Source organism: Streptomyces sp. NPDC127092, from assembly GCF_042722475.1.
GTDB lineage: Bacteria > Actinomycetota > Actinomycetes > Streptomycetales > Streptomycetaceae > Streptomyces.
In genome coordinates, this window is the sequence record NZ_JBHXFE010000036.1 from 17,928 (window position 1) to 37,376 (window position 19,449).

20 protein-coding genes are annotated in these 19,449 nt (G+C 70.1%); 3 read left to right on the forward strand and 17 right to left on the reverse strand.

The window, feature by feature from the left end:
- Positions 1-37 precede the first annotated feature (37 nt).
- From ACFWJO_RS26670 to ACFWJO_RS26680, 3 genes are all read left to right on the forward strand, one after another.
- The gene (locus ACFWJO_RS26670) at positions 38-1,252 is read left to right on the forward strand and encodes a sensor histidine kinase (RefSeq protein ID WP_386869033.1); all 1,215 of its coding nucleotides are present in this window, start codon (positions 38-40) and stop codon (positions 1,250-1,252) included.
- The gene (locus ACFWJO_RS26675; RefSeq protein WP_386869035.1) at positions 1,240-1,890 is read left to right on the forward strand and encodes a response regulator; all 651 of its coding nucleotides are present in this window, start codon (positions 1,240-1,242) and stop codon (positions 1,888-1,890) included. The genes ACFWJO_RS26670 and ACFWJO_RS26675 overlap by 13 nt, the downstream gene beginning before the upstream one ends.
- 178 nt (positions 1,891-2,068) lie before the next feature.
- Positions 2,069-3,916: a glycosyl hydrolase family 18 protein gene (locus ACFWJO_RS26680; protein WP_386869037.1), complete on the forward strand. Its 1,848-nt coding sequence runs from the start codon at positions 2,069-2,071 to the stop codon at positions 3,914-3,916.
- Here the strand turns inward: ACFWJO_RS26680 and ACFWJO_RS26685 are convergent.
- From ACFWJO_RS26685 to prfA, 17 genes are all read right to left on the reverse strand, one after another.
- On the reverse strand, positions 3,897-4,652 hold the full coding sequence (locus ACFWJO_RS26685) for a 4'-phosphopantetheinyl transferase family protein (RefSeq protein ID WP_386869039.1): 756 nt from the start codon (positions 4,650-4,652) through the stop codon (positions 3,897-3,899). The two genes, ACFWJO_RS26680 and ACFWJO_RS26685, sit on opposite strands and share 20 nt — an antisense overlap.
- Positions 4,645-5,091, reverse strand: a complete 447-nt coding sequence (locus tag ACFWJO_RS26690) for a DUF2550 domain-containing protein (protein ID WP_128984701.1) — start codon at positions 5,089-5,091, stop codon at positions 4,645-4,647. Before ACFWJO_RS26690 ends, ACFWJO_RS26685 begins: the two co-directional genes overlap by 8 nt.
- Positions 5,092-5,235: 144 nt before the next feature.
- Complete coding sequence (locus ACFWJO_RS26695; protein WP_384420657.1) at positions 5,236-5,610, reverse strand: F0F1 ATP synthase subunit epsilon; 375 nt, start codon at positions 5,608-5,610, stop codon at positions 5,236-5,238.
- Between the two features lie 112 nt (positions 5,611-5,722).
- The gene (gene atpD / locus ACFWJO_RS26700; RefSeq protein ID WP_384420655.1) at positions 5,723-7,162 is read right to left on the reverse strand and encodes a F0F1 ATP synthase subunit beta; all 1,440 of its coding nucleotides are present in this window, start codon (positions 7,160-7,162) and stop codon (positions 5,723-5,725) included.
- Positions 7,162-8,079: a F0F1 ATP synthase subunit gamma gene (locus ACFWJO_RS26705; protein ID WP_384420654.1), complete on the reverse strand. Its 918-nt coding sequence runs from the start codon at positions 8,077-8,079 to the stop codon at positions 7,162-7,164. The genes atpD and ACFWJO_RS26705 overlap by 1 nt, the downstream gene beginning before the upstream one ends.
- A gap of 20 nt (positions 8,080-8,099) precedes the next feature.
- Positions 8,100-9,695, reverse strand: a complete 1,596-nt coding sequence (atpA, locus tag ACFWJO_RS26710) for a F0F1 ATP synthase subunit alpha (RefSeq protein WP_384420652.1) — start codon at positions 9,693-9,695, stop codon at positions 8,100-8,102.
- Between the two features lie 129 nt (positions 9,696-9,824).
- Complete coding sequence (locus ACFWJO_RS26715; RefSeq protein WP_384420650.1) at positions 9,825-10,640, reverse strand: F0F1 ATP synthase subunit delta; 816 nt, start codon at positions 10,638-10,640, stop codon at positions 9,825-9,827.
- Positions 10,637-11,182, reverse strand: coding sequence for a F0F1 ATP synthase subunit B (locus tag ACFWJO_RS26720; protein WP_384420649.1), 546 nt, complete (start codon positions 11,180-11,182; stop codon positions 10,637-10,639). Before ACFWJO_RS26720 ends, ACFWJO_RS26715 begins: the two co-directional genes overlap by 4 nt.
- Before the next feature lie 41 nt (positions 11,183-11,223).
- On the reverse strand, positions 11,224-11,457 hold the full coding sequence (atpE, locus tag ACFWJO_RS26725) for an ATP synthase F0 subunit C (protein WP_010474382.1): 234 nt from the start codon (positions 11,455-11,457) through the stop codon (positions 11,224-11,226).
- A 94-nt stretch (positions 11,458-11,551) separates the two neighbouring features.
- Positions 11,552-12,361 (reverse strand): F0F1 ATP synthase subunit A, encoded by an 810-nt coding sequence (gene atpB / locus ACFWJO_RS26730; protein ID WP_386869043.1) that lies wholly within the window; start codon positions 12,359-12,361, stop codon positions 11,552-11,554.
- 225 nt (positions 12,362-12,586) lie between these two features.
- Complete coding sequence (locus ACFWJO_RS26735; protein WP_384420646.1) at positions 12,587-13,000, reverse strand: hypothetical protein; 414 nt, start codon at positions 12,998-13,000, stop codon at positions 12,587-12,589.
- A 262-nt stretch (positions 13,001-13,262) separates the two neighbouring features.
- Positions 13,263-14,582 carry an MraY family glycosyltransferase gene (locus tag ACFWJO_RS26740; protein ID WP_386869045.1) on the reverse strand — a complete coding sequence of 440 codons (1,320 nt, stop codon included), beginning with the start codon at positions 14,580-14,582 and terminating at the stop codon, positions 13,263-13,265.
- 107 nt (positions 14,583-14,689) lie between these two features.
- The gene (glyA, locus tag ACFWJO_RS26745; protein WP_386869047.1) at positions 14,690-15,943 is read right to left on the reverse strand and encodes a serine hydroxymethyltransferase; all 1,254 of its coding nucleotides are present in this window, start codon (positions 15,941-15,943) and stop codon (positions 14,690-14,692) included.
- Positions 15,944-16,092: 149 nt separating this feature from the next.
- On the reverse strand, positions 16,093-16,746 hold the full coding sequence (locus tag ACFWJO_RS26750) for a protein-tyrosine-phosphatase (protein WP_386869049.1): 654 nt from the start codon (positions 16,744-16,746) through the stop codon (positions 16,093-16,095).
- Positions 16,743-17,390, reverse strand: coding sequence for an L-threonylcarbamoyladenylate synthase (locus ACFWJO_RS26755; protein ID WP_386869051.1), 648 nt, complete (start codon positions 17,388-17,390; stop codon positions 16,743-16,745). Before ACFWJO_RS26755 ends, ACFWJO_RS26750 begins: the two co-directional genes overlap by 4 nt.
- Before the next feature lie 37 nt (positions 17,391-17,427).
- Positions 17,428-18,273, reverse strand: coding sequence for a peptide chain release factor N(5)-glutamine methyltransferase (gene prmC, locus ACFWJO_RS26760; RefSeq protein WP_384420636.1), 846 nt, complete (start codon positions 18,271-18,273; stop codon positions 17,428-17,430).
- Between the two features lie 43 nt (positions 18,274-18,316).
- On the reverse strand, positions 18,317-19,393 hold the full coding sequence (gene prfA, locus ACFWJO_RS26765; protein WP_384420634.1) for a peptide chain release factor 1: 1,077 nt from the start codon (positions 19,391-19,393) through the stop codon (positions 18,317-18,319).
- Positions 19,394-19,449: the final 56 nt, after the last annotated feature.

A 19,449-nucleotide genomic window follows, 5' to 3' on the forward strand; every position in this document is an offset into this window, starting at 1 on the left:
CGAGGTCCGGGGGCCGCACGCCGTGTTGGATGGGGACGTGACACTCCCCCGACCGCACCGCGACGACCTGCTCATCGCCGCCGGCGGCCTCGCCGTCGGCCTGCTGCTGTGGTACTTCGGGCTGCACACCCAGACCGACCGGCTGATCCACCCGCGCTGGGCGACCCTCGTGCCGCTCGCCGTCATGGCCGCGATGGAGGCCCTGCGCCGGACCGTGCCGCAGACCGCCCTGGCGGTCGGCACGCTCGCCCTCGTGGCGGACCAGTTCACCTACGGCAGCCTCGTCACCGCGCTGATGTTCACGGACGTGGTCTACGCGGCCGTGGTCTACGGGTCCCCGGCCTCCGCCCGGCGCATCCCGTGGAGCACCGGGCTGATCACGATCGGTGTGACGACCGGTTTCCTCGTCTGGTGGCAGAACGCCGCCGCCCTGCTGGTCGGCCTGATCACGGCCATGGTCTCGTTCCTGCCCGCCGTCACCGGCGCGATCGTGCGCAATCACCGGGAGGCCGCCGAGGCGGCCCGGCTGCGGGCCGAGCAGACCGCGCTGCTGGCCGAGATGGACCGGGCCCAGGCGGTGGGCGCGGAGCGCGCCCGGATGGCCCGCGAGCTGCACGACATGGTCGCCAACCACCTGTCGGCGATCGCGATCCACTCCACGGCCGCGCTCTCGCTCGACGACGAGGCCACCACCCGGCAGGCGCTCACCGTCATCCGCGAGAACAGCGTCGAGGGCCTGGCCGAGATGCGGCGGCTCATCGGGCTGCTCCGGGACAGCAGCGGCGACGCCGAGCCGGCGGCCGCCCCGACGCTGGCCGGTCTGGAGGCGCTGGTCGCCCAGGCCGGGACGAACGGCCGCTCCAGCGGTCTCGTCTTCACCCTCGAGGACGCGCGCGAGGAGGACGGTCCGCGGCTGCCGGCGCCGGTCGAGCTGGCCGCGTACCGGATCGTGCAGGAGTCGCTGACGAACGCGCTCAAGCACGCGGCGCCCGGCGAGGTGCGGGTGGAGCTCGCACGCCGGCGCGACGGCTCCCTCACGGTCGGGGTGACCAGTCCCTTCGGCGGGCAGCCCGGGCCGCGGGCGCCCGGGTCCGGGGCGGGTCTGGTGGGGATGCGCGAGCGGGTGGCGCTTTTGGACGGGACGTTCGAGGCCGGCCCCCTGCCGGCCGGCGACGGCGGCAAGGTGTGGCGGGTACGGGCGGTCCTGCCCGTCGGTACGAAGGACAAGGAGCCGCAGGCATGGTACGGGTGATCGTGGCGGAGGATCAGAGTGCGGTGCGGGCGGGGCTGGTCCTGATCCTGGGCAGCGCGCCCGACATCGAGGTGGTCGGTGAGGCCGCCGACGGCGAGCGGGCGGTGGAGCTCGCCCGTGAACTGCGCCCGGACGTGGTCCTGATGGACGTGCAGATGCCGAAGCTGGACGGGGTGTCGGCGACCCGGCAGGTGGTGGCCGAGGGTCTGGCGGACGTCCTGGTGCTGACCACCTTCGACCTGGACGAGTACGTGTTCGGGGCGCTGCGCGCGGGCGCCGCGGGCTTCCTCCTGAAGAACACGGACGCGAAGGACCTGATCGAGGCGGTGCGGACGGTGGCGCGCGGCGAGGGGCTGATCGCGCCGGCCGTGACCCGGCGGCTGATCGCCGAGTTCGCCGCCCCGAGCCGGCCGGTCCGGGTGCCCGGCGGCACGGATCCGGCGGTGGTGGACCGGCTGACGCCGCGCGAGCGCGAGGTGCTGTCGGCGCTCGGGTCGGGCCTGTCGAACGCGGAGATCGCGGTGCGGCTGGACATGGCGGAGGCGACGGTGAAGACGCACGTCAGCAAGGTGCTGGGGAAGCTGGAGCTGCGCAGCCGGGTCCAAGCGGCCGTGCTGGCACAGGAGTTGGGGATCTGACGGAGGGAGGGCGGATCCGGCGCGGTCCGTCCCCGCGCGGTTCCGCCGCGGCTTCCGACCCGGCTCCGACGTTGGTCTGGACCTCTTGACGGCTGGTCCAGACCTTTCTACGCTCGCGGGGCGCGCGCACCTTTCCGGACCACCCCCACCCCTGTCGTCCGCAACTTGAGGAGCACCGTTGAGCACTCAAGCACCGACGCGCACCACCCGCTTCAGACGCCGTATCGCCGCCGGTCTGACCGCACTCGCCCTGCCCCTGGCCGCCATGGTCGGCCTCGCCGCCCCCGCCGAGGCGGCCACCTCGGCCACCGCCACGTACACGAAGGTCTCCGACTGGGGCACCGGCTTCGAGGGCAAGTGGACGGTGAAGAACACCGGAACCACCTCGATCTCCTCCTGGACCGTCGAGTGGGACTTCCCCTCCGGGACCGCGGTCACCTCCGCCTGGGACGCCACCGTCACCAGCTCCGGCACCCACTGGACCGCAAAGAACGTCGGCTGGAACGGCACCCTCGCCCCCGGCGCCACCATCTCCTTCGGCTTCAACGGCACGGGCTCCGGCTCCCCGTCCGGCTGCAAGGTCAACGGCGGCTCCTGCGACGGCTCCACCCAGCCCGGCGACGCCGCGCCCTCCGCGCCCGGCACCCCGGTCGCCTCGAACGTCACCGACACCTCGGTCAAGCTGACCTGGACCGCGGCCACCGACGACAAGGGCATCAAGAACTACGACGTCAAGCGGGACGGCACGACCGTCGCCACGGTCACCGGCCTGACGTACACCAACACCGGCCTCACCGCCGGAACCGACTACACCTACACGGTCGTCGCCCGCGACACCGCCGACCAGACCGGCCCGGCCAGCGGCGCCGTCAGCGTCCGCACCACCGGCGGCGGAGGCAACCCGCAGCCCGGCAACACGGTGAAGATGGGCTACTTCACCAACTGGGGCGTCTACGGCCGCAATTACCACGTCAAGAACATCGTGACCTCGGGCTCCGCGTCCAAGATCACCCACATCAACTACGCCTTCGGCAACGTCACCGGCGGCAAGTGCACCATCGGCGACGCCTACGCCGACTACGACAAGGCCTACACCGCCGACCAGTCCGTCGACGGCGTGGCCGACACCTGGGACCAGCCGCTGCGCGGCAACTTCAACCAGCTGCGCAAGCTGAAGAAGGCCTACCCGCACATCAAGGTCATCTGGTCCTTCGGCGGCTGGACCTGGTCCGGCGGCTTCGGCCAGGCCGTGCAGAACCCGACCGCCTTCGCCCAGTCCTGTTACGACCTGGTGGAGGACCCGCGCTGGGCCGACGTCTTCGACGGCATCGACCTCGACTGGGAGTACCCCAACGCCTGCGGTCTGTCCTGCGACACCAGCGGCCCGAACGCCTTCAAGAACATGATGCAGGCCATGCGCGCCAAGTTCGGCAGCAGCGCCCTGGTCACCGCGGCCGTCACGGCCGACGCCTCGTCCGGCGGCAAGATCGACGCCACCGACTACGCGGGCGCCGCGCAGTACATGAACTGGTTCAACGTGATGACGTACGACTTCTTCGGCGCCTGGGCGGCGCAGGGCCCGACCGCCCCGCACTCCCCGCTCACCTCGTACGCCGGCATCCCGCAGGCGGGCTTCAACTCCGCCGAGGCGATCGCCAAGTACAAGGCCAAGGGCGTCCCGGCCAACAAGCTGCTGCTCGGCATCGGCTTCTACGGCCGCGGCTGGACCGGCGTCACCCAGTCCGCACCCGGCGGCACCGCCACCGGACCGGCCGCCGGCACCTACGAGCAGGGCATCGAGGACTACAAGGTCCTCAAGAACTCCTGCCCGGCCAACGGCACCGTCGCCGGCACCGCCTACGCCCACTGCGGCACCAACTGGTGGAGCTACGACACCCCGGCCACCGTCACCTCCAAGATGAGCTGGGCCAGGAACCAGGGCCTCGGCGGAGCCTTCTTCTGGGAGTTCAGCGGCGACACCGGCAACGGCGAGCTCGTCGGCGCCATCAACAGCGGGCTGAACTAGCCCCGGGGTCTCCGTCCGCCGCGCGGCGGGGGCGGCGCAGCACGCCGCCCCCGTCGTGCCGGACGATCCGGTGCGCCGGGCCGAGCAGGGCCACGGCGCCCCGGTACCCCTCCCCCGCGTCGAGGTCGTACAGCCGCACCGGCGGGTGCGGCTGTACGGCCTTCTCGCGTCCCCGCCAGCCCAGCAGCTCGGCCGGCCGGTCGGGCGCGGACACGGTGAGCCGCGCGGGGTCCACCCGCAGCCCCTCGCCCGTGGCCTTCAGCACGGCCTCCTTGCGCACCCAGTACGCGGTGAAGGCGGCGGCCCGCTCCGGCTCCGGCACCCGGTCGTACACCACACGCTCCGCGGGCGAGAGCACCGGCAGCGGCAGCTCGGCCGCCGGCTCCGGCACCCGCTCGACGTCCACACCGACCGGGGCGCCCGAGGCCACGGCGACCGCCACCCGCTCGCCCGAGTGCGTCAGCGAGAACTCGACGGAGGCGTCCTCCACGTACGGCTTGCCGTGCGGGCCGGCCGCGAACACCAGCCGCGCCGGGTCACGGTCCAGGGCCTCGGCCAGGACGAGCCGCAGCAGGGCGTGCGCGGTCAGGTACAGCGAGCGGTCGCGCTCGCGCAGGAACGACTCGTACACCCGCCGCTCGGCGGCGTCGAGCAGCGCGACGAGACCGGAAGAAACGGAAACGGCCCGGGCGGTCCACACATGGCACTCACCGGGCCGTACACGAACGTCAGGCAACGTTGACCCGTTGGCCGGGCGGCGCCGCCTCAAGCCACGCCAGGAAGCCCGTGAGCGCGTCCTCGCTCATCGCCAGCTCCAGGCGGGTGCCCTTCACCAGGCAGCCCTGGATCACGGAGTCCGAGAGGAGCGCCAGCTCCTCCTCGCCCTCCGGCATCCGGCGCTCCAGAACCTCGATGGCCGAGCGCTCCAGGACCCGCCGCGGGCGGGGCGCGTACGAGAAGACCCGGAACCAGGCGATCTCGTCACCGCTGTAACGGGCGACCCCGTACGACCAGCCCTTGCCGCTGGTGTCCGGGGTCTCGGGTACGTTCCAGCGCAGCGAACAGTCGAACGTGCCGCCGGCGCGCTGGATCAGTCTGCGGCGCAAGCCGAAGACGAAGAGCCCGATCACCAGCAGTGCGACGACCAGGCCGCACACGAGCAGCGCGAGGAACATCTTCACCGACCTCCTCGCTGCGTCCCGTGACCGGCGGAGCCGGCCTGACCGAATACAACCTGCATCTGCATCGCCTCAGCCGCGGCACGGTCTGGAAAATTCCAGCCGTACCGCGGCTGAGGGCTGGGCTCTCGGTGCGGACCTCTAGCGGACCGCTACCGCGCGCAGCCGGACCTCGGCGCGCCGCTCGGCGGCGGCGTCCTCGTCGGCCTTCGCGCGCTCCAGCGCACGCTCGGCGCGCTGGGTGTCGATCTCGTCCGACAGCTCGGCGATCTCCGCGAGCAGAGAAAGCTTGTCGTCGGCGAACGACAGGAAACCGCCGTGGACGGCGGCCACGACAGTGCCGCCCTCGCTCGTACGGATGGTCACCGGGCCCGACTCCAGCACACCGAGCAGCGGCTGGTGGCCGGGCATGACGCCGATGTCGCCGGAGGTGGTACGCGCGATGACCAGGGTGGCCTCGCCGGACCAGACACTCCGGTCCGCGGCGACCAGCTCGACGTGCAGCTCAGCAGCCAAGGGTGGCTCCTCGGGTCACCACCCGGCGGTGCTGCCGGGTGTTGGGATCAATTCTAAGGGGCGTGACGAGGGGGGCGGGACCGATCCCGCCCCCCTCAGGCGAGCACGGGGCTCAGGAGACGCCGAGCTCCTTGGCGTTCTTCTTGAGGTCCTCGAGACCACCACACATGAAGAAGGCCTGCTCCGGGAAGTGGTCGAACTCACCGTCGCAGATCGCGTTGAACGCGGCGATCGACTCGTCGAGCGGAACGTCCGAACCGTCCACACCGGTGAACTGCTTCGCCGCGTGGGTGTTCTGGGACAGGAAGCGCTCGACACGGCGGGCGCGGTGGACGACGAGCTTGTCCTCCTCGCTCAGCTCGTCGATACCGAGGATCGCGATGATGTCCTGGAGGTCCTTGTACTTCTGCAGGATGCCCTTGACGCGCATGGCGGCGTCGTAGTGGTCCTGCGCGATGTAGCGCGGGTCCAGGATCCGGGACGTGGAGTCCAGCGGGTCCACGGCCGGGTAGATGCCCTTCTCGGAGATCGGACGGGAGAGAACCGTCGTCGCGTCGAGGTGGGCGAAGGTGGTCGCCGGCGCCGGGTCGGTGAGGTCGTCGGCGGGGACGTAGATCGCCTGCATGGAGGTGATCGAGTGACCACGGGTCGAGGTGATGCGCTCCTGGAGGAGACCCATCTCGTCGGCCAGGTTCGGCTGGTAACCCACCGCGGAGGGCATACGGCCGAGCAGGGTCGACACCTCGGAACCGGCCTGGGTGAAGCGGAAGATGTTGTCGATGAAGAACAGCACGTCCTGCTTCTGCACATCGCGGAAGTACTCCGCCATGGTCAGACCGGCCAGGGCGACGCGCAGACGGGTGCCCGGGGGCTCGTCCATCTGGCCGAAGACCAGCGCGGTCTTGTCGAGAACGCCGGCCTCCTCCATCTCGACCATGAGGTCGTTGCCCTCACGGGTGCGCTCACCGACGCCCGCGAAGACCGACACACCCTCGTGCAGCTTCGCCACACGCATGATCATTTCCTGGATCAGAACGGTCTTGCCGACACCGGCACCACCGAACAGACCGATCTTTCCACCCTTGACGTACGGGGTGAGGAGGTCGACGACCTTCAGGCCGGTCTCGAACATCTCGGTCTTGGACTCGAGCTGGTCGAAGGCCGGGGCCTTGCGGTGGATCGGCCAGCGCTCGGCGCTCGCGACCGTGGACGCGTCCTCGTTCAGGACCTCGCCCAGGGTGTTGAACACCTTGCCCTTGGTGACGTCACCGACCGGGACGGAGATGGCCGCACCCGTGTCGGTCACCGGGGCCTGGCGGACCAGACCGTCGGTGGGCTGCATGGAGATGGCGCGGACCAGGCCGTCACCGAGGTGCTGCGCGACCTCGAGGGTCAGCGTCTTGGTGCCGTCGCCGGACGGGTCCGGAACCTCGACGTTCAGCGCGTTGTAGATCTCCGGCATCGCGTCGACGGGGAACTCCACGTCGACGACCGGGCCGATGACCCGGGCGACGCGGCCCGTGGCAGCGGCGGTCTCAACAGAGGTCGTCATTACTTGTCACTCCCCGCGGTCGCGTCGGCCAGGGCTGCGGTGCCACCGACGATCTCGCTGATTTCCTGGGTGATTTCGGCCTGGCGGGCCGCGTTGGCAAGTCGGGTGAGGCTGGTGATCAGCTCACCCGCGTTGTCGGTCGCCGACTTCATCGCGCGCCGCGTGGCGGCGTGCTTCGAGGCCGAGGACTGGAGCAGCGCGTTGTAGATCCGGCTCTCGACGTAGCGCGGCAGCAGGGCGTCCAGGACGTCCTCCGCCGACGGCTCGAAGTCGTACAGCGGACGGAGCGTGTCCGACTCGCCGGCCTCCTTCGCGACCTCGTCGAGGCTGAGGGGCAGCAGCCGGGCCTCGACCGCCGTCTGCGTCATCATCGAGACGAACTCGGTGTAGACGATGTGGAGCTCGTCCACGCCGCCCTCGGCCGTGTCCTTCTCGATCGCCTCGATCAGCGGCTCGCCGATCTTCTTGGCGTCCGCGTACGTCGGCTCGTCCGTGAAACCGGTCCACGTGTCGGCCAGCTTGCGCTCACGGAAGTTGAAGTGCGCGACGCCACGGCGACCGACGACGTAGATGTCGACCGCCTTGCCCTCGCCCTCCAGCTTGCGGACGAGCGCTTCCGCCGCCTTGATGGCGTTGGAGTTGAACGCGCCGGCCAGACCGCGGTCGCTCGTGAGGAGCAGGACCGCGGCGCGGGTCGGGTTCTCCGCCTCGGTGGTCAGCGCGTGCTTGTCGTTGGCACCGGTGGCCACCGCGGTCACCGCACGGGTGAGCTCGGTGGCGTACGGCGTCGACGCCTGCACCTTGCGCTGCGCCTTGACGACGCGCGAGGCGGCGATCATCTCCATCGCCTTGGTGATCTTCTTCGTCGCGGTGACGGATTTGATGCGACGCTTGTAGACCCGGAGCTGCGCTCCCATGAGTCAGGTCCCTTCCGTCGTCACTTCGAGACGTTGACGGCGGAGGCGTCGTCGCCGAGCAGCTTGCCGTCAGAGGTCTCGAACTGCTTCTTGAACTCCGCGATCGCGTCGGCGACGGACGTCAGCGTGTCGTCCGACATCTTCTTGCCCTCACGGATGGAGGTCATCAGGCCCGAGTGGTTCTGACGCAGGTACGCCAGCATCTCGGCCTCGAAGCGGCGGATGTCCGCGACCGGGACGTCGTCCATCTTGCCGGTGGTGCCGGCCCAGATGGAGACGACCTGGTTCTCGGTGGCCATCGGCTGGTACTGCGGCTGCTTCAGCAGCTCGACCATGCGCTGACCGCGCTCCAGCTGCGCCTTCGACGCGGCGTCCAGGTCGGAACCGAAGGCGGCGAACGCCTCCAGCTCACGGAACTGGGCCAGGTCCACGCGGAGACGGCCGGAGATCTGCTTCATGGCCGGGTGCTGGGCGGAGCCACCGACACGGGAGACGGAGATACCGACGTTCAGGGCCGGACGCTGGCCGGCGTTGAACAGGTCGGACTCCAGGAAGCACTGGCCGTCCGTGATGGAGATGACGTTGGTCGGGATGAACGCCGAGACGTCGTTGGCCTTGGTCTCGACGATCGGCAGACCGGTCATCGAGCCGGCACCCAGCTCGTCCGAGAGCTTGGCGCAGCGCTCGAGCAGGCGGGAGTGCAGGTAGAAGACGTCACCCGGGTAGGCCTCACGGCCCGGCGGGCGGCGCAGCAGCAGCGACACGGCGCGGTAGGCGTCGGCCTGCTTCGACAGGTCGTCGAAGATGATCAGGACGTGCTTGCCCTGGTACATCCAGTGCTGGCCGATGGCCGAGCCGGTGTACGGGGCGAGGTACTTGAAGCCGGCCGGGTCGGACGCCGGGGCGGCGACGATCGTCGTGTACTCGAGCGCACCGGCCTCTTCCAGGGCCGCGCGCACGGACGCGATGGTGGAGCCCTTCTGGCCGACGGCGACGTAGATGCAGCGGACCTGCTTGTTCACGTCGCCCGAGCGCCAGTTGTCGCGCTGGTTGATGATCGTGTCGACGGCCAGGGCGGTCTTGCCGGTCTGGCGGTCACCGATGATCAGCTGACGCTGACCACGGCCGACCGGGGTCATGGCGTCGACGGCCTTGTAGCCGGTCTCCATCGGCTCGTGGACCGACTTGCGCTGCATGACGCCGGGCGCCTGCAGCTCGAGGGCGCGGCGGCCCTCGGTCGCGATCTCGCCGAGACCGTCGATCGGGTTGCCGAGCGGGTCGACGACGCGACCCAGGTATCCCTCGCCGACACCGACGGAGAGGACCTCGCCGGTGCGCTGCACCGACTGTCCCTCCTCGATGCCGCTGAACTCGCCGAGGACGATCGCGCCGATCTCGCGCTCCTCGAGGTTCAGGGCGAGGCCGAGGGTGCCGTCCTCGAACTTCAGCAGCTCGTTCGCCATGGCCGAGGGAAGACCCTCGACCTTCGCGATGCCGTCGCCGGCCAGGCTGACCGTGCCGACCTCCTCGCGCGAGGCCGCGTCCGGCTGGTACGACTGGACGAAGTTCTCCAGCGCGTTCCGGATCTCCTCCGGCCGGATCGTGAGCTCCGCCATCTGGGTTCCCTGCTCTCCTTGTTGGGCCCGAAGTTTCTTAGGGGTCTGGGGGCGACCCCCAGGAATCTTCTGCAATCTCTGCACGGCCCAACCGGGCCGCTGGTCATGCTTGTTTCGTTGTGGCCGAGGTCAGCCGGCCAGGCGACGGGTCGCCTCGTCGAGGCGCTCCGCGATGGTGCCGTCGATGACCTCGTCGCCGACGCGCACCGAGATCCCGCCGAGGACCGTGGGGTCCACGTCCAGGTTCAGGTGCATCTGGCGGCCGTACAGCTTGGCCAGCACGGCACCGAGGCGCTGCTTCTGCTGGTCGGTCAGCGGCACCGCCGAGGTGACGACGGCGACCATGCGGTCCCGGCGCGCCGCGGCGAGCTTGGACAGGGACTCGAGTCCCGCTTCCAGGCTACGTCCCCGCGGCTGGGTCACCAGACGGACGACGAGCCGCTCGGTGGCGGCGTTCGCCTTGCCGCCGAGCAGGCTGCGCAGCAGCTCGCCCTTGGCGGCGGTGGTGGCCTTCTTGTCCGTCAGCGCCGAGCGGAGCTCGGTGCTGGAGGAGACGATCCGGCCGAAGCGGAACAGCTCGTCCTCGACGTCGTCGAGGGCGCCCGCCTTCTGGGCGGCCGTGAGGTCGGCGGTGTTCGCCAGCTCCTCCAGGCCGTCGACCAGGTCGCGCGACTGCGACCAGCGGGAACGCACCATCCCGGAGACCAGGTCGACGGTCTCGCCGCCCACCTGACCGGAGAGGAGTCGCTGCGCGAGCTCGGCCTTGGCCTCGCCCGACTGCGCGGGGTCGGTCAGGACCCGGCGCAGCGACACCTCGCGGTCGAGCAGTGCGGTGACCGCGGCCAGCTCACCGGCGAGCTTCGCCGCGTCGACCGAGGTGTTGTCGGTCAGCGCGTCGAGGGCCTCGCGTGCGGCGCTCAGTGCCTCGCGGCTCGCTCCGTTCATCGGACGGCCTCGGCCTTCTCCTCGAGCTCGTCGAGGAAGCGGTCGATGGTGCGGCTCTGGCGGGCGTGGTCCTCGAGGGACTCGCCGACCAGCTTCGCGGCCAGGTCCGTGGCGAGCTTGCCGACGTCCTGACGCAGCGCGGCGGACGCGGCCTTGCGGTCGGCCTCGATCTGGGCGTGACCGGCCGCGATGATCTCCTCGCGCTGGCGCTGGCCTTCCGCCTTCATCTCCTGGATGATCGCGGTGCCCTGCTCCGTCGCCTCCTGGCGGAGACGCGCGGCTTCGTGGCGGGCCTCGGCGAGCTGAGCCTTGTACTGCTCCAGCACACTCTGAGCCTCGATCTGGGCCGACTCGGCCTTCTCGATGCCACCCTCGATGGCCTCACGGCGCTCGTCCAGAACCTTGTTGATGTTCGGGAGGAGCTTCTTGGCGAGGAAGCCGAAGACGATGACGAAGGCGATCAGGCCGATGACGAGCTCGTCGAGATGCGGGATGAGCGGAGGCTGCTCCTCCGCCGCTTCCGCAAGAAGCAGAGCGTTCACATCAGTGCCTTCCGTAAAAAGAATCGGGCTGTCGGTCCGGCTTACTTGTAGACGAAGCCCATGACGATGCCGATGAGGGCGAGCGCCTCACAGAAGGCGAAACCCATGATCTGGTTGGTACGGATCAGGCCGGCCGCCTCGGGCTGACGGGCGAGGGCCTGGGTGCCGTTACCGAAGATGATGCCGACGCCGACGCCGGGGCCGATGGCCGCGAGGCCGTAGCCGATGGAGGCGACGTTTCCGTTGACGGCGGCGAGAGTCTCGAGAGCGGACATGCCGGTTCTTCCTTCTCTTTCAAGGACCCGGTGGGGGTTGGCCACCGGACGACTGTGGGTGGGGTGAGTGGTTCTTGGCTGCTGCCGGGCCGGCTCAGTGGTGCTCGGAGAGCGCGCCCTGGACGTAGCTGCAGGCCAGGAGGACGAAGACGTACGCCTGGACGGCCTGGATGAAGAGCTCGAAGGCGGTCATGATGATGACCATCACGAACGAGGCGCCGGCGTAGACGAAGCCGAGGCCGTTCATGAGGTACCAGGTGGCCAGCGAGAACATCACGATGAGCAGGTGACCGGCGAACATGTTCGCGAACAGTCGGACCGCGTGCGTGAAGGGCCGGATGAGCAGGTTCGAGAAGAACTCGAGGACGACGACCAGGGGCAGGATCGGGCCGAGCGACTTGTCGTAGCCGACGATGTTCTTCCAGCCGCCGACGAAGCCGTGCTTCTTGAAGGTCAGCGAGATCCACAGCACGTACACGATCAGCGCGAGGGCCGCCGGGAAGGCGATCAGCGAGGTGACCGGGAACTGGGCGAGCGGGATGATCGACCAGAGGTTCATCATCCAGACGAAGAAGAACAGCGACACCATCAGCGGGACGTACTTCTCGCCGTCCTTCTTGCCGATGATCTCGTAGACGATGCCGCGGCGCACGAAGTCGTAACCGGCCTCGCCGACCATCTGCATCTTGCCGGGGATCAGCTTGGGCTTGTTGAAAGCGGCCCAGAAGAAGCCGACGACCACGATCGAGCCCAGGATGGCGAGCAGCATCGGCTTGGTGAAGTCGAAGCTGCCCACGGTGAAGATGGGCTCGTACATGAACGTGTGCAGGCCCGGCGCCGGGAAGCCGCATCCGGTGAAGATGTGGCAATCCGGGTCGAAGGCAAGCGTCTGGTCAGCACTCACCGCGGGCTCCTTCAGCGTGGCGCATAGGTACGGCAACCTCGTTGTGTCGGCGCGGCACGCAGCCGCGGGTCGGCACTGGACTGGTCTTACGGATAAGGGGGCGGCGGTTCGGCATCGAGCCTCGCGCTGGGACAGGCGCCGCTTCGGATGCCCGCGCCCGCAGTGCCGCAGTTGGCACCGGACGATAGCAGGAAGCCGAACGCGTCTTTATCCCGGCCCTACCCTTCACGACTTCGGCCCCGTTTTCTCGGGCTCGACGTACATGATCTTGGCCTTCATATAGGCCCGGGCCTGGGCGGCGACCCACACGATGGTCGTGGCGAGCAGCGTGAAGGCGAAGGCCTTGAAGTCGAACGCCGAAGTGTCCTTCAGCAAGGCCAGGAAGATGAAGAGGACCAGCAGCTGGGCCGTGTAGAGCATGAGCCCCATGGCCTGGAACAGCTGCGGAAGCTTCTTCGCCGTCCGCTGCAGAACCACCAGCCCGATGCCCATGAAGAGGAGCACGACCGCGGTGCCGACGACGGCGCCGAGCGCGCCCTTGCCACCGGCGACCACACCGCTGACAACCGTGGCGATGGCGCCTACGGCGGCGGTGGGCACTGCGGTGTGCAGCAGGGTGCGTGCGTCGTTGGACGGCATGGCGGTGTCTCCGCTTGCTGGAGGGGGCGATGGTGTCGTCATGGACGAGCGTAAGCCCGGTCCGAGGTGTGTCTCGGGGCCAACGAACCGTCGCACTACGGTCCTTCGGCACTGTCGCCGGGTCTCGTGAACCGTATCACAAACTATTTGAATAGGTCTTTACCCAGAGGGTGTGCCAACTCTCACACGTGAGAGTGAGTCCGCGCGTGTGTGCACGACACGGGGGCACCTTGTCTGGTATTGGCCCCCGATGCGGCTTACGTCAACCGCGCGCCCCGGCCTTACTCCGGTCGGAGAAGCGCGAACGGTGGCCGATGGCGGTCGCCCCGTTGACCCCCGCCGGCACGGGCACCCGCTCCTCCTCGACGGCCGGCTCCTCGACGGCCGGGACCGGCTCCGGTTCCGGAGCGGGCCTGCGGCGCCGGTAGCGCGGCGGCACGACCGCCTCCGCCCAGCGCGGGGCGCGCGGCGTGAAGCGCGGCAGCAGGAGCAGCACCAGCCCGACCGCGCTCAGGAAGACCACGGCGAGCACGATCCACATCGACGTCGAGTGCACGGAGTAGGCCAGCGTGCCGAAGGCGATGAGCGCCGACCAGAAGTACATGATCAGCACGGCGCGGCTGTGCGAGTGCCCGATCTCAAGCAGCCGGTGGTGCAGGTGCCCGCGGTCCGCCGCGAACGGCGACTGGCCCTTCCAGGTGCGCCGCACGATCGCCAGCACCAGGTCCGCCATCGGGATCGCGATGACCGTCAGCGGCAGCACCAGCGGGATGAAGACCGGCAGGGCGGCGTGCGTGGCGGCCTTGGTCGAACCCTCGAAGATCTTCAGCGCGTCCGGGTCGACCTGGCCCGTGATGGAGATGGCGGACGCGGCCAGGATCAGGCCGATCAGCATCGAGCCCGAGTCGCCCATGAAGATCCGCGCCGGGTGCATGTTGTGCGGCAGGAAGCCCAGGCACATGCCCATGAGGATCGCCGCGAAGAGCGTCGCGGGCGCCGCCGCCTCGATCGTGTAGCCGAACCAGATCCGGTACGCGTAGAGGAAGAAGGCCGCGGCGGCGATGCAGACCATGCCGGCGGCGAGGCCGTCGAGACCGTCGACGAAGTTCACGGCGTTGATGGTGAGGACGACCAGGGCGACCGTGAGCAGCGTGCCCTGCCACTGGGTGAGCGCGACCGTGCCGACACCCGGGATGGGCAGCCACAGGATCGTCAGACCCTGCATGACCATCACGCCAGCGGAGATCATCTGCGCGCCGAGCTTGATCAGCGCGTCCAGCTCGAACTTGTCGTCGAGGACGCCGATCAGCCAGATCAGGGCGGCGCCGGAGAGCAGCGCGCGGGGCTCGTTGGACAGCTCGAAGACGCTGTTCAGGTTCTGCAGGTGGTCGGCGACGAGGAGTCCCGCGCACAGCCCGAAGAACATGGCGATGCCACCGAGCCGCGGAGTCGGTTCTCGGTGCACGTCGCGGGCGCGGATCTCCGGCATCGCGCCGGTCGCGATGGCGAACTTCCGCACCGGACCGGTCAGCAGATAGGTCACCGCGGCCGTGACACAGAGCGTCAGCAGGTAATCACGCACGGGCTGCCCCACAGGAATCGCTGGCCATCTCAGCCCCACACCCTAGCCGGGCCGTCCCCATGGTCGAGGACATACGGGCGCCGGGAACGGTTCCGGCCGGGGCCTCTTTACCGGCCATACGGGGGAAAACGCCCGGCAAGTTCGCGTACTTCGGCCCGTACCCTCGCCGTCTCCTCCGCGTCGTCCCGTAGCGCCGCGGTGAACAATGCCGCAATTCTCGCCATCTCCGGGCCGCCCATGCCCTGGGTGGTGACGGCGGCGGTACCGAGCCGGATCCCGCGCCCGTCCCCGTACGGCAGCGCACAGGTGTCGAGCACGATGCCGGCGGCGGCGAGCCGGGCGCGGGCGGTGCGGCCGTCGACACCGAGCGGAGCCGGATCGGCGGTGATGAGGTGCGTGTCCGTCCCGCCGGTGGTCAGTGCGAAGCCCTCGGCGGCCAGCGCGGCGGCGAGCACCCGGGCGTGCTCGACCACCTGATGGGCGTACGCGGTGAAGGCCGGAGTGGACGCCTCGCCGAAGGCGACGGCCTTGGCGGCGATGGTGTGCATCTGCGCACCGCCCTGCGAGAAGGGGAACACGGCCCGGTCCACCTGCTGCGCGAGCTCCGCCCCGCACAGCAGCAGCCCGCCGCGCGGACCGCGCAGCACCTTGTGGGTGGTCCCGCAGACGATGTCGGCGTACGGGACGGGGCTGGGGGCCGCGCCGCCGGCGACGAGCCCGAGCGGATGGGCGGCGTCGGCGATCAGATACGCCCCCACCTCGTCGGCGATGTCACGGAAGACCGCGTAGTCGAGGTGCCGCGGGTAGGAGATGGACCCGCAGACGATCGCCTTCGGCCGGTGGTGCCGGGCGAGCGCGGCGACCTGCTCGTAGTCGACGAGGCCCGTCTCGGCGTCGACGCCGTACGGGACGAAGTCGAACCAGCGGCCGGAGAAGTTCGCGGGCGAGCCGTGCGTGAGGTGCCCGCCGTGGGCGAGCCCCATGGCGAGGACGGTGTCGCCGGGCCGCAGCAGCGCGGCATAGGCGGCGAGGACGGCGGACGACCCGGAGTGCGGCTGCACGTTCGCGTGCTCGGCGCCGAAGAGCGAGGTCGCCCGCTCGACGGCGATCCGCTCGACGGCGTCGACGTACTCGCAGCCGCCGTGGTGGCGGGCGCCGGGATAGCCCTCGGCGTACTTGTTGGCCAGCTGCGAGCCCAGCGCGGCGAGCACGGCGGGCGAGGTGAAGTTCTCCGCGGCGATCAGCTGCAGACTGTCCGCCTGCCGCCGCACCTCGCCGAGCAGCACATCGGCCACCTCGGGGTCCTGACGGCGCAGTACGTCGAGCGCGTGCTCGTCTTCGGTTGGGGCGGTGACCGGCATGGGGCACTCCGAGTGCGTGAGCGGGCCTGAAAACCCACTCTAGGCACCCACCCCTCCCTCCGCTCCCCCACTGCTCCACCCGGGCCCCAGAACCCGGGCAGACGGCCTCAGCGCCCCGCCGCAGCCGGCCCGCCAACCGGAGTCGGCGGCTAGCGCTTCGTGCCCACGCCCGTCAGGGCCGTTACCACCGGGTCCAGGGCTTGCTGGATCTCCTCGCCGATGGAGCGGAAGAACGTGATCGGAGCGCCGTACGGGTCGTTGACCTCGTCCGCCTCCGCCGACGGGGCCAGCAGCCACCCGCGTAGAGCGGCGGCCGCGCGGACCAGGGCGCGGGCGCGGTCGACCGTGCCGTGGCCGTCGCGGGGGTCCGGAAGAGTGGCCGGATCTATCGCACGGACGAGGCGGGTGAACTCCTTCAGGGTGAAGGTGCGCAGGCCCGCCGAGTGGCCCATCGAGATGACCTGCGCGCGGTGGTCGCGGGTCGCGGTGAGGACCAGGTCCGCGCGGATGACGTGCTCGTCGAGGAGCTCGCGGCCGGTGAAGCCGCTGAAGTCCGCGCCGAAGTCCGCGAGGACCTGCTCCGCGTTGCTCTCCATCGGGGCGCCCTCGTGGCCCCAGGTGCCCGCGCTCTCCACGATCAGACCGCCGCCCATGGGGTCGCCGAGGCGGTCGATCAGGGCATGGCGGGTCAGCCGCTCGGTGATCGGCGAGCGGCAGACGTTGCCGGTGCTGACGTGGAGGATGCGGAAGGTGCTGCCGTCGTGCTCGTGCCCCGCTATGCCACGCCCCTCAGGGGCGGTCAACTGGCCACCTCGAGGTCGGGTACCACCTTCCGGAGCTCGTCCGCCGACAGCGCGCCCTCGCGCAGCAGCACCGGCACCTTGCCCGTCACGTCGACGATGGAGGAGGGGACGTTGCCGGGGGTCGGGCCGCCGTCGAGGTAGACGGAGACCGAGTCGCCGAGCATGCCCTGCGCCGCGTCGCAGTCCTCCGGCGACGGGTGGCCGGTCAGGTTCGCCGAGGACACGGCCATCGGGCCGACCTCCGTGAGCAGCTCGATCGCGACCGGGTGCAGCGGCATCCGGATCGCGACGGTGCCCCGCGTGTCGCCCAGGTCCCACTGCAGGGACGGCTGGTGCTTGGCGACCAGCGTGAGCGCGCCCGGCCAGAACGCGTCGACGAGCTCCCACGCCATCTCGGAGAAGTCCGTGACGAGGCCGTGGAGGGTGTTCGGGGAGCCGATCAGCACCGGCGTGGGCATGTTGCGGCCCCGGCCCTTGGCGGCCAGCAGGTCCGCGACGGCCTCCGCGCTGAAGGCGTCCGCCCCGATGCCGTACACGGTGTCCGTGGGCAGCACGACCAGCTCGCCCCTGCGCACGGCGGACGCGGCCTCACGCAGACCCGTCGCGCGGTCCGTCGCCTCGTTGCAGTCGTATCGCCGTGCCATCAGTCCCGGTCCTCCTCGTACACGTCGAACATGATCGTCATGGGGTCGCCTTGCGCGCGGTCGCGAAGCGCGGCCGGTTGTTCAGGTCGGGGTGGTCGGCGGCATCCGCCCAGCCGGCCTCCTCGTTGAAGATCCACGGCACCTGGCCGCCCTGCGTGTCCGCGTGCTCGACGACCACGAGGCCGCCGGGCCGCAGCAGCCGGTGCGCGGTGCGCTCGATGCCGCGGATGGTGTCGAGGCCGTCCTCGCCGGAGAACAGTGCCATCTCTGGGTCGTGGTCGCGGGCCTCGGGTGCCACGTGCTCCCACTCGGTGAGCGGGATGTACGGCGGGTTGGAGATGACCAGGTCGACCTGACCGTCGAGCTCCGGCAGCGCGCTCAGCGCGTCGCCCTCGTGCAGGACGACGCGCGAGCCCTGGACGTTCTTCCGGGTCCACACGAGGGCGTCCTCGGACAGCTCCACGGCGTGCACGGTCGAGCGCGGCACCTCCTGGGCCAGGGCGAGCGCGATCGCGCCGGAGCCGGTGCACAGGTCGACGATGAGCGGCTCGACGACGTCCATGGCCCGCACGGCGTCTATGGCCCAGCCGACCACCGACTCCGTCTCGGGACGCGGCACGAAGACGCCGGGGCCGACCTGGAGCTCCAGGTAGCGGAAGAACGCGCGGCCGGTGATGTGCTGGAGCGGCTCGCGCGCCTCGCGGCGCGCGATGGCCTCCCAGTAGCGGGCGTCGAAGTCCGCGTCCTTGACGTTGTGCAGCTCCCCCCGCTTGACGCCGTGCACGAACGCGGCGAGCTCCTCGGCGTCGAAACGCGGTGAGGGAACGCCGGCGTCGGCCAGCCGCTGGGTGGCCTGGGCCACCTCGGCAAGCAGCAGGTTCACGCTGGTCCTCCGTGGTGCGGGTGGGGCTTTACGAGGTCGGGTCCTACGCGGCGGCCAGCTTGGCCGCCGAGTCGGCGTCGACGCAGGCCTGGATGACCGCGTCCAGCTCGCCGTCGAGCACCTGGTCCAAGTTGTACGCCTTGAAGCCGACGCGGTGGTCCGAGATGCGGTTCTCCGGGAAGTTGTACGTACGGATCTTCTCGGAGCGGTCGACGGTGCGGACCTGGCTGCGACGGGCGTCGGCGGCCTCGGCCTCGGCCTTCTCCTGCGCGGCGGCGAGCAGCCGGGAACGCAGGATGCGCATGGCCTGCTCCTTGTTCTGGAGCTGGCTCTTCTCGTTCTGGCAGGACGCGACGATGCCGGTCGGCAGGTGCGTGATGCGGACGGCGGAGTCGGTGGTGTTGACCGACTGGCCGCCGGGGCCGGACGAGCGGTAGACGTCGATGCGCAGGTCGTTGGCGTGGATCTCGACGTCGACCTCCTCGGCCTCCGGCGTGACGAGCACACCGGCCGCGGAGGTGTGGATGCGGCCCTGCGACTCGGTGGCGGGCACGCGCTGCACGCGGTGCACCCCACCCTCGTACTTGAGCCGGGCCCAGACGCCCTGGCCGGGCTCGGTGGCCCCGTTGCCGCCCTTGGTCTTCACGGCGACCTGGACGTCCTTGTAGCCGCCGAGCTCGGACTCGGTGGAGTCGATGATCTCGGTCTTCCAGCCGACCCGCTCGGCGTAGCGCAGGTACATCCGCAGGAGGTCGCCGGCGAACAGGGCGGACTCGTCGCCGCCCGCGCCGGCCTTGATCTCGAGGATGACGTCCTTGTCGTCGCTGGGGTCGCGCGGGACGAGCAGCAGCCGGAGCTTGTCGGTCAGCTCCTCGCGCTGCTTCTCCAGCTCCTTGACCTCGGCCGCGAAGTCCGGGTCGTCGTGCGCGAACTCGCGGGCGGTCTCGATGTCGTCACCGGTCTGCTTCCAGGAGCGGTAGGTGGCGACGATCGGGGTCAGCTCCGCGTAACGCTTGTTCAGCTTGCGCGCGTTGGCCTGGTCGGCGTGGACCGAAGGGTCGGCGAGCTTCTTCTCGAGGTCGGCGTGTTCGCCGACCAGTTCCTCGACCGCCTCGAACATCGGGGGCTCCTGGTTTTCGTAAGTTGCTACGGGACGGCAAAGCGCCGGTCCCGGCC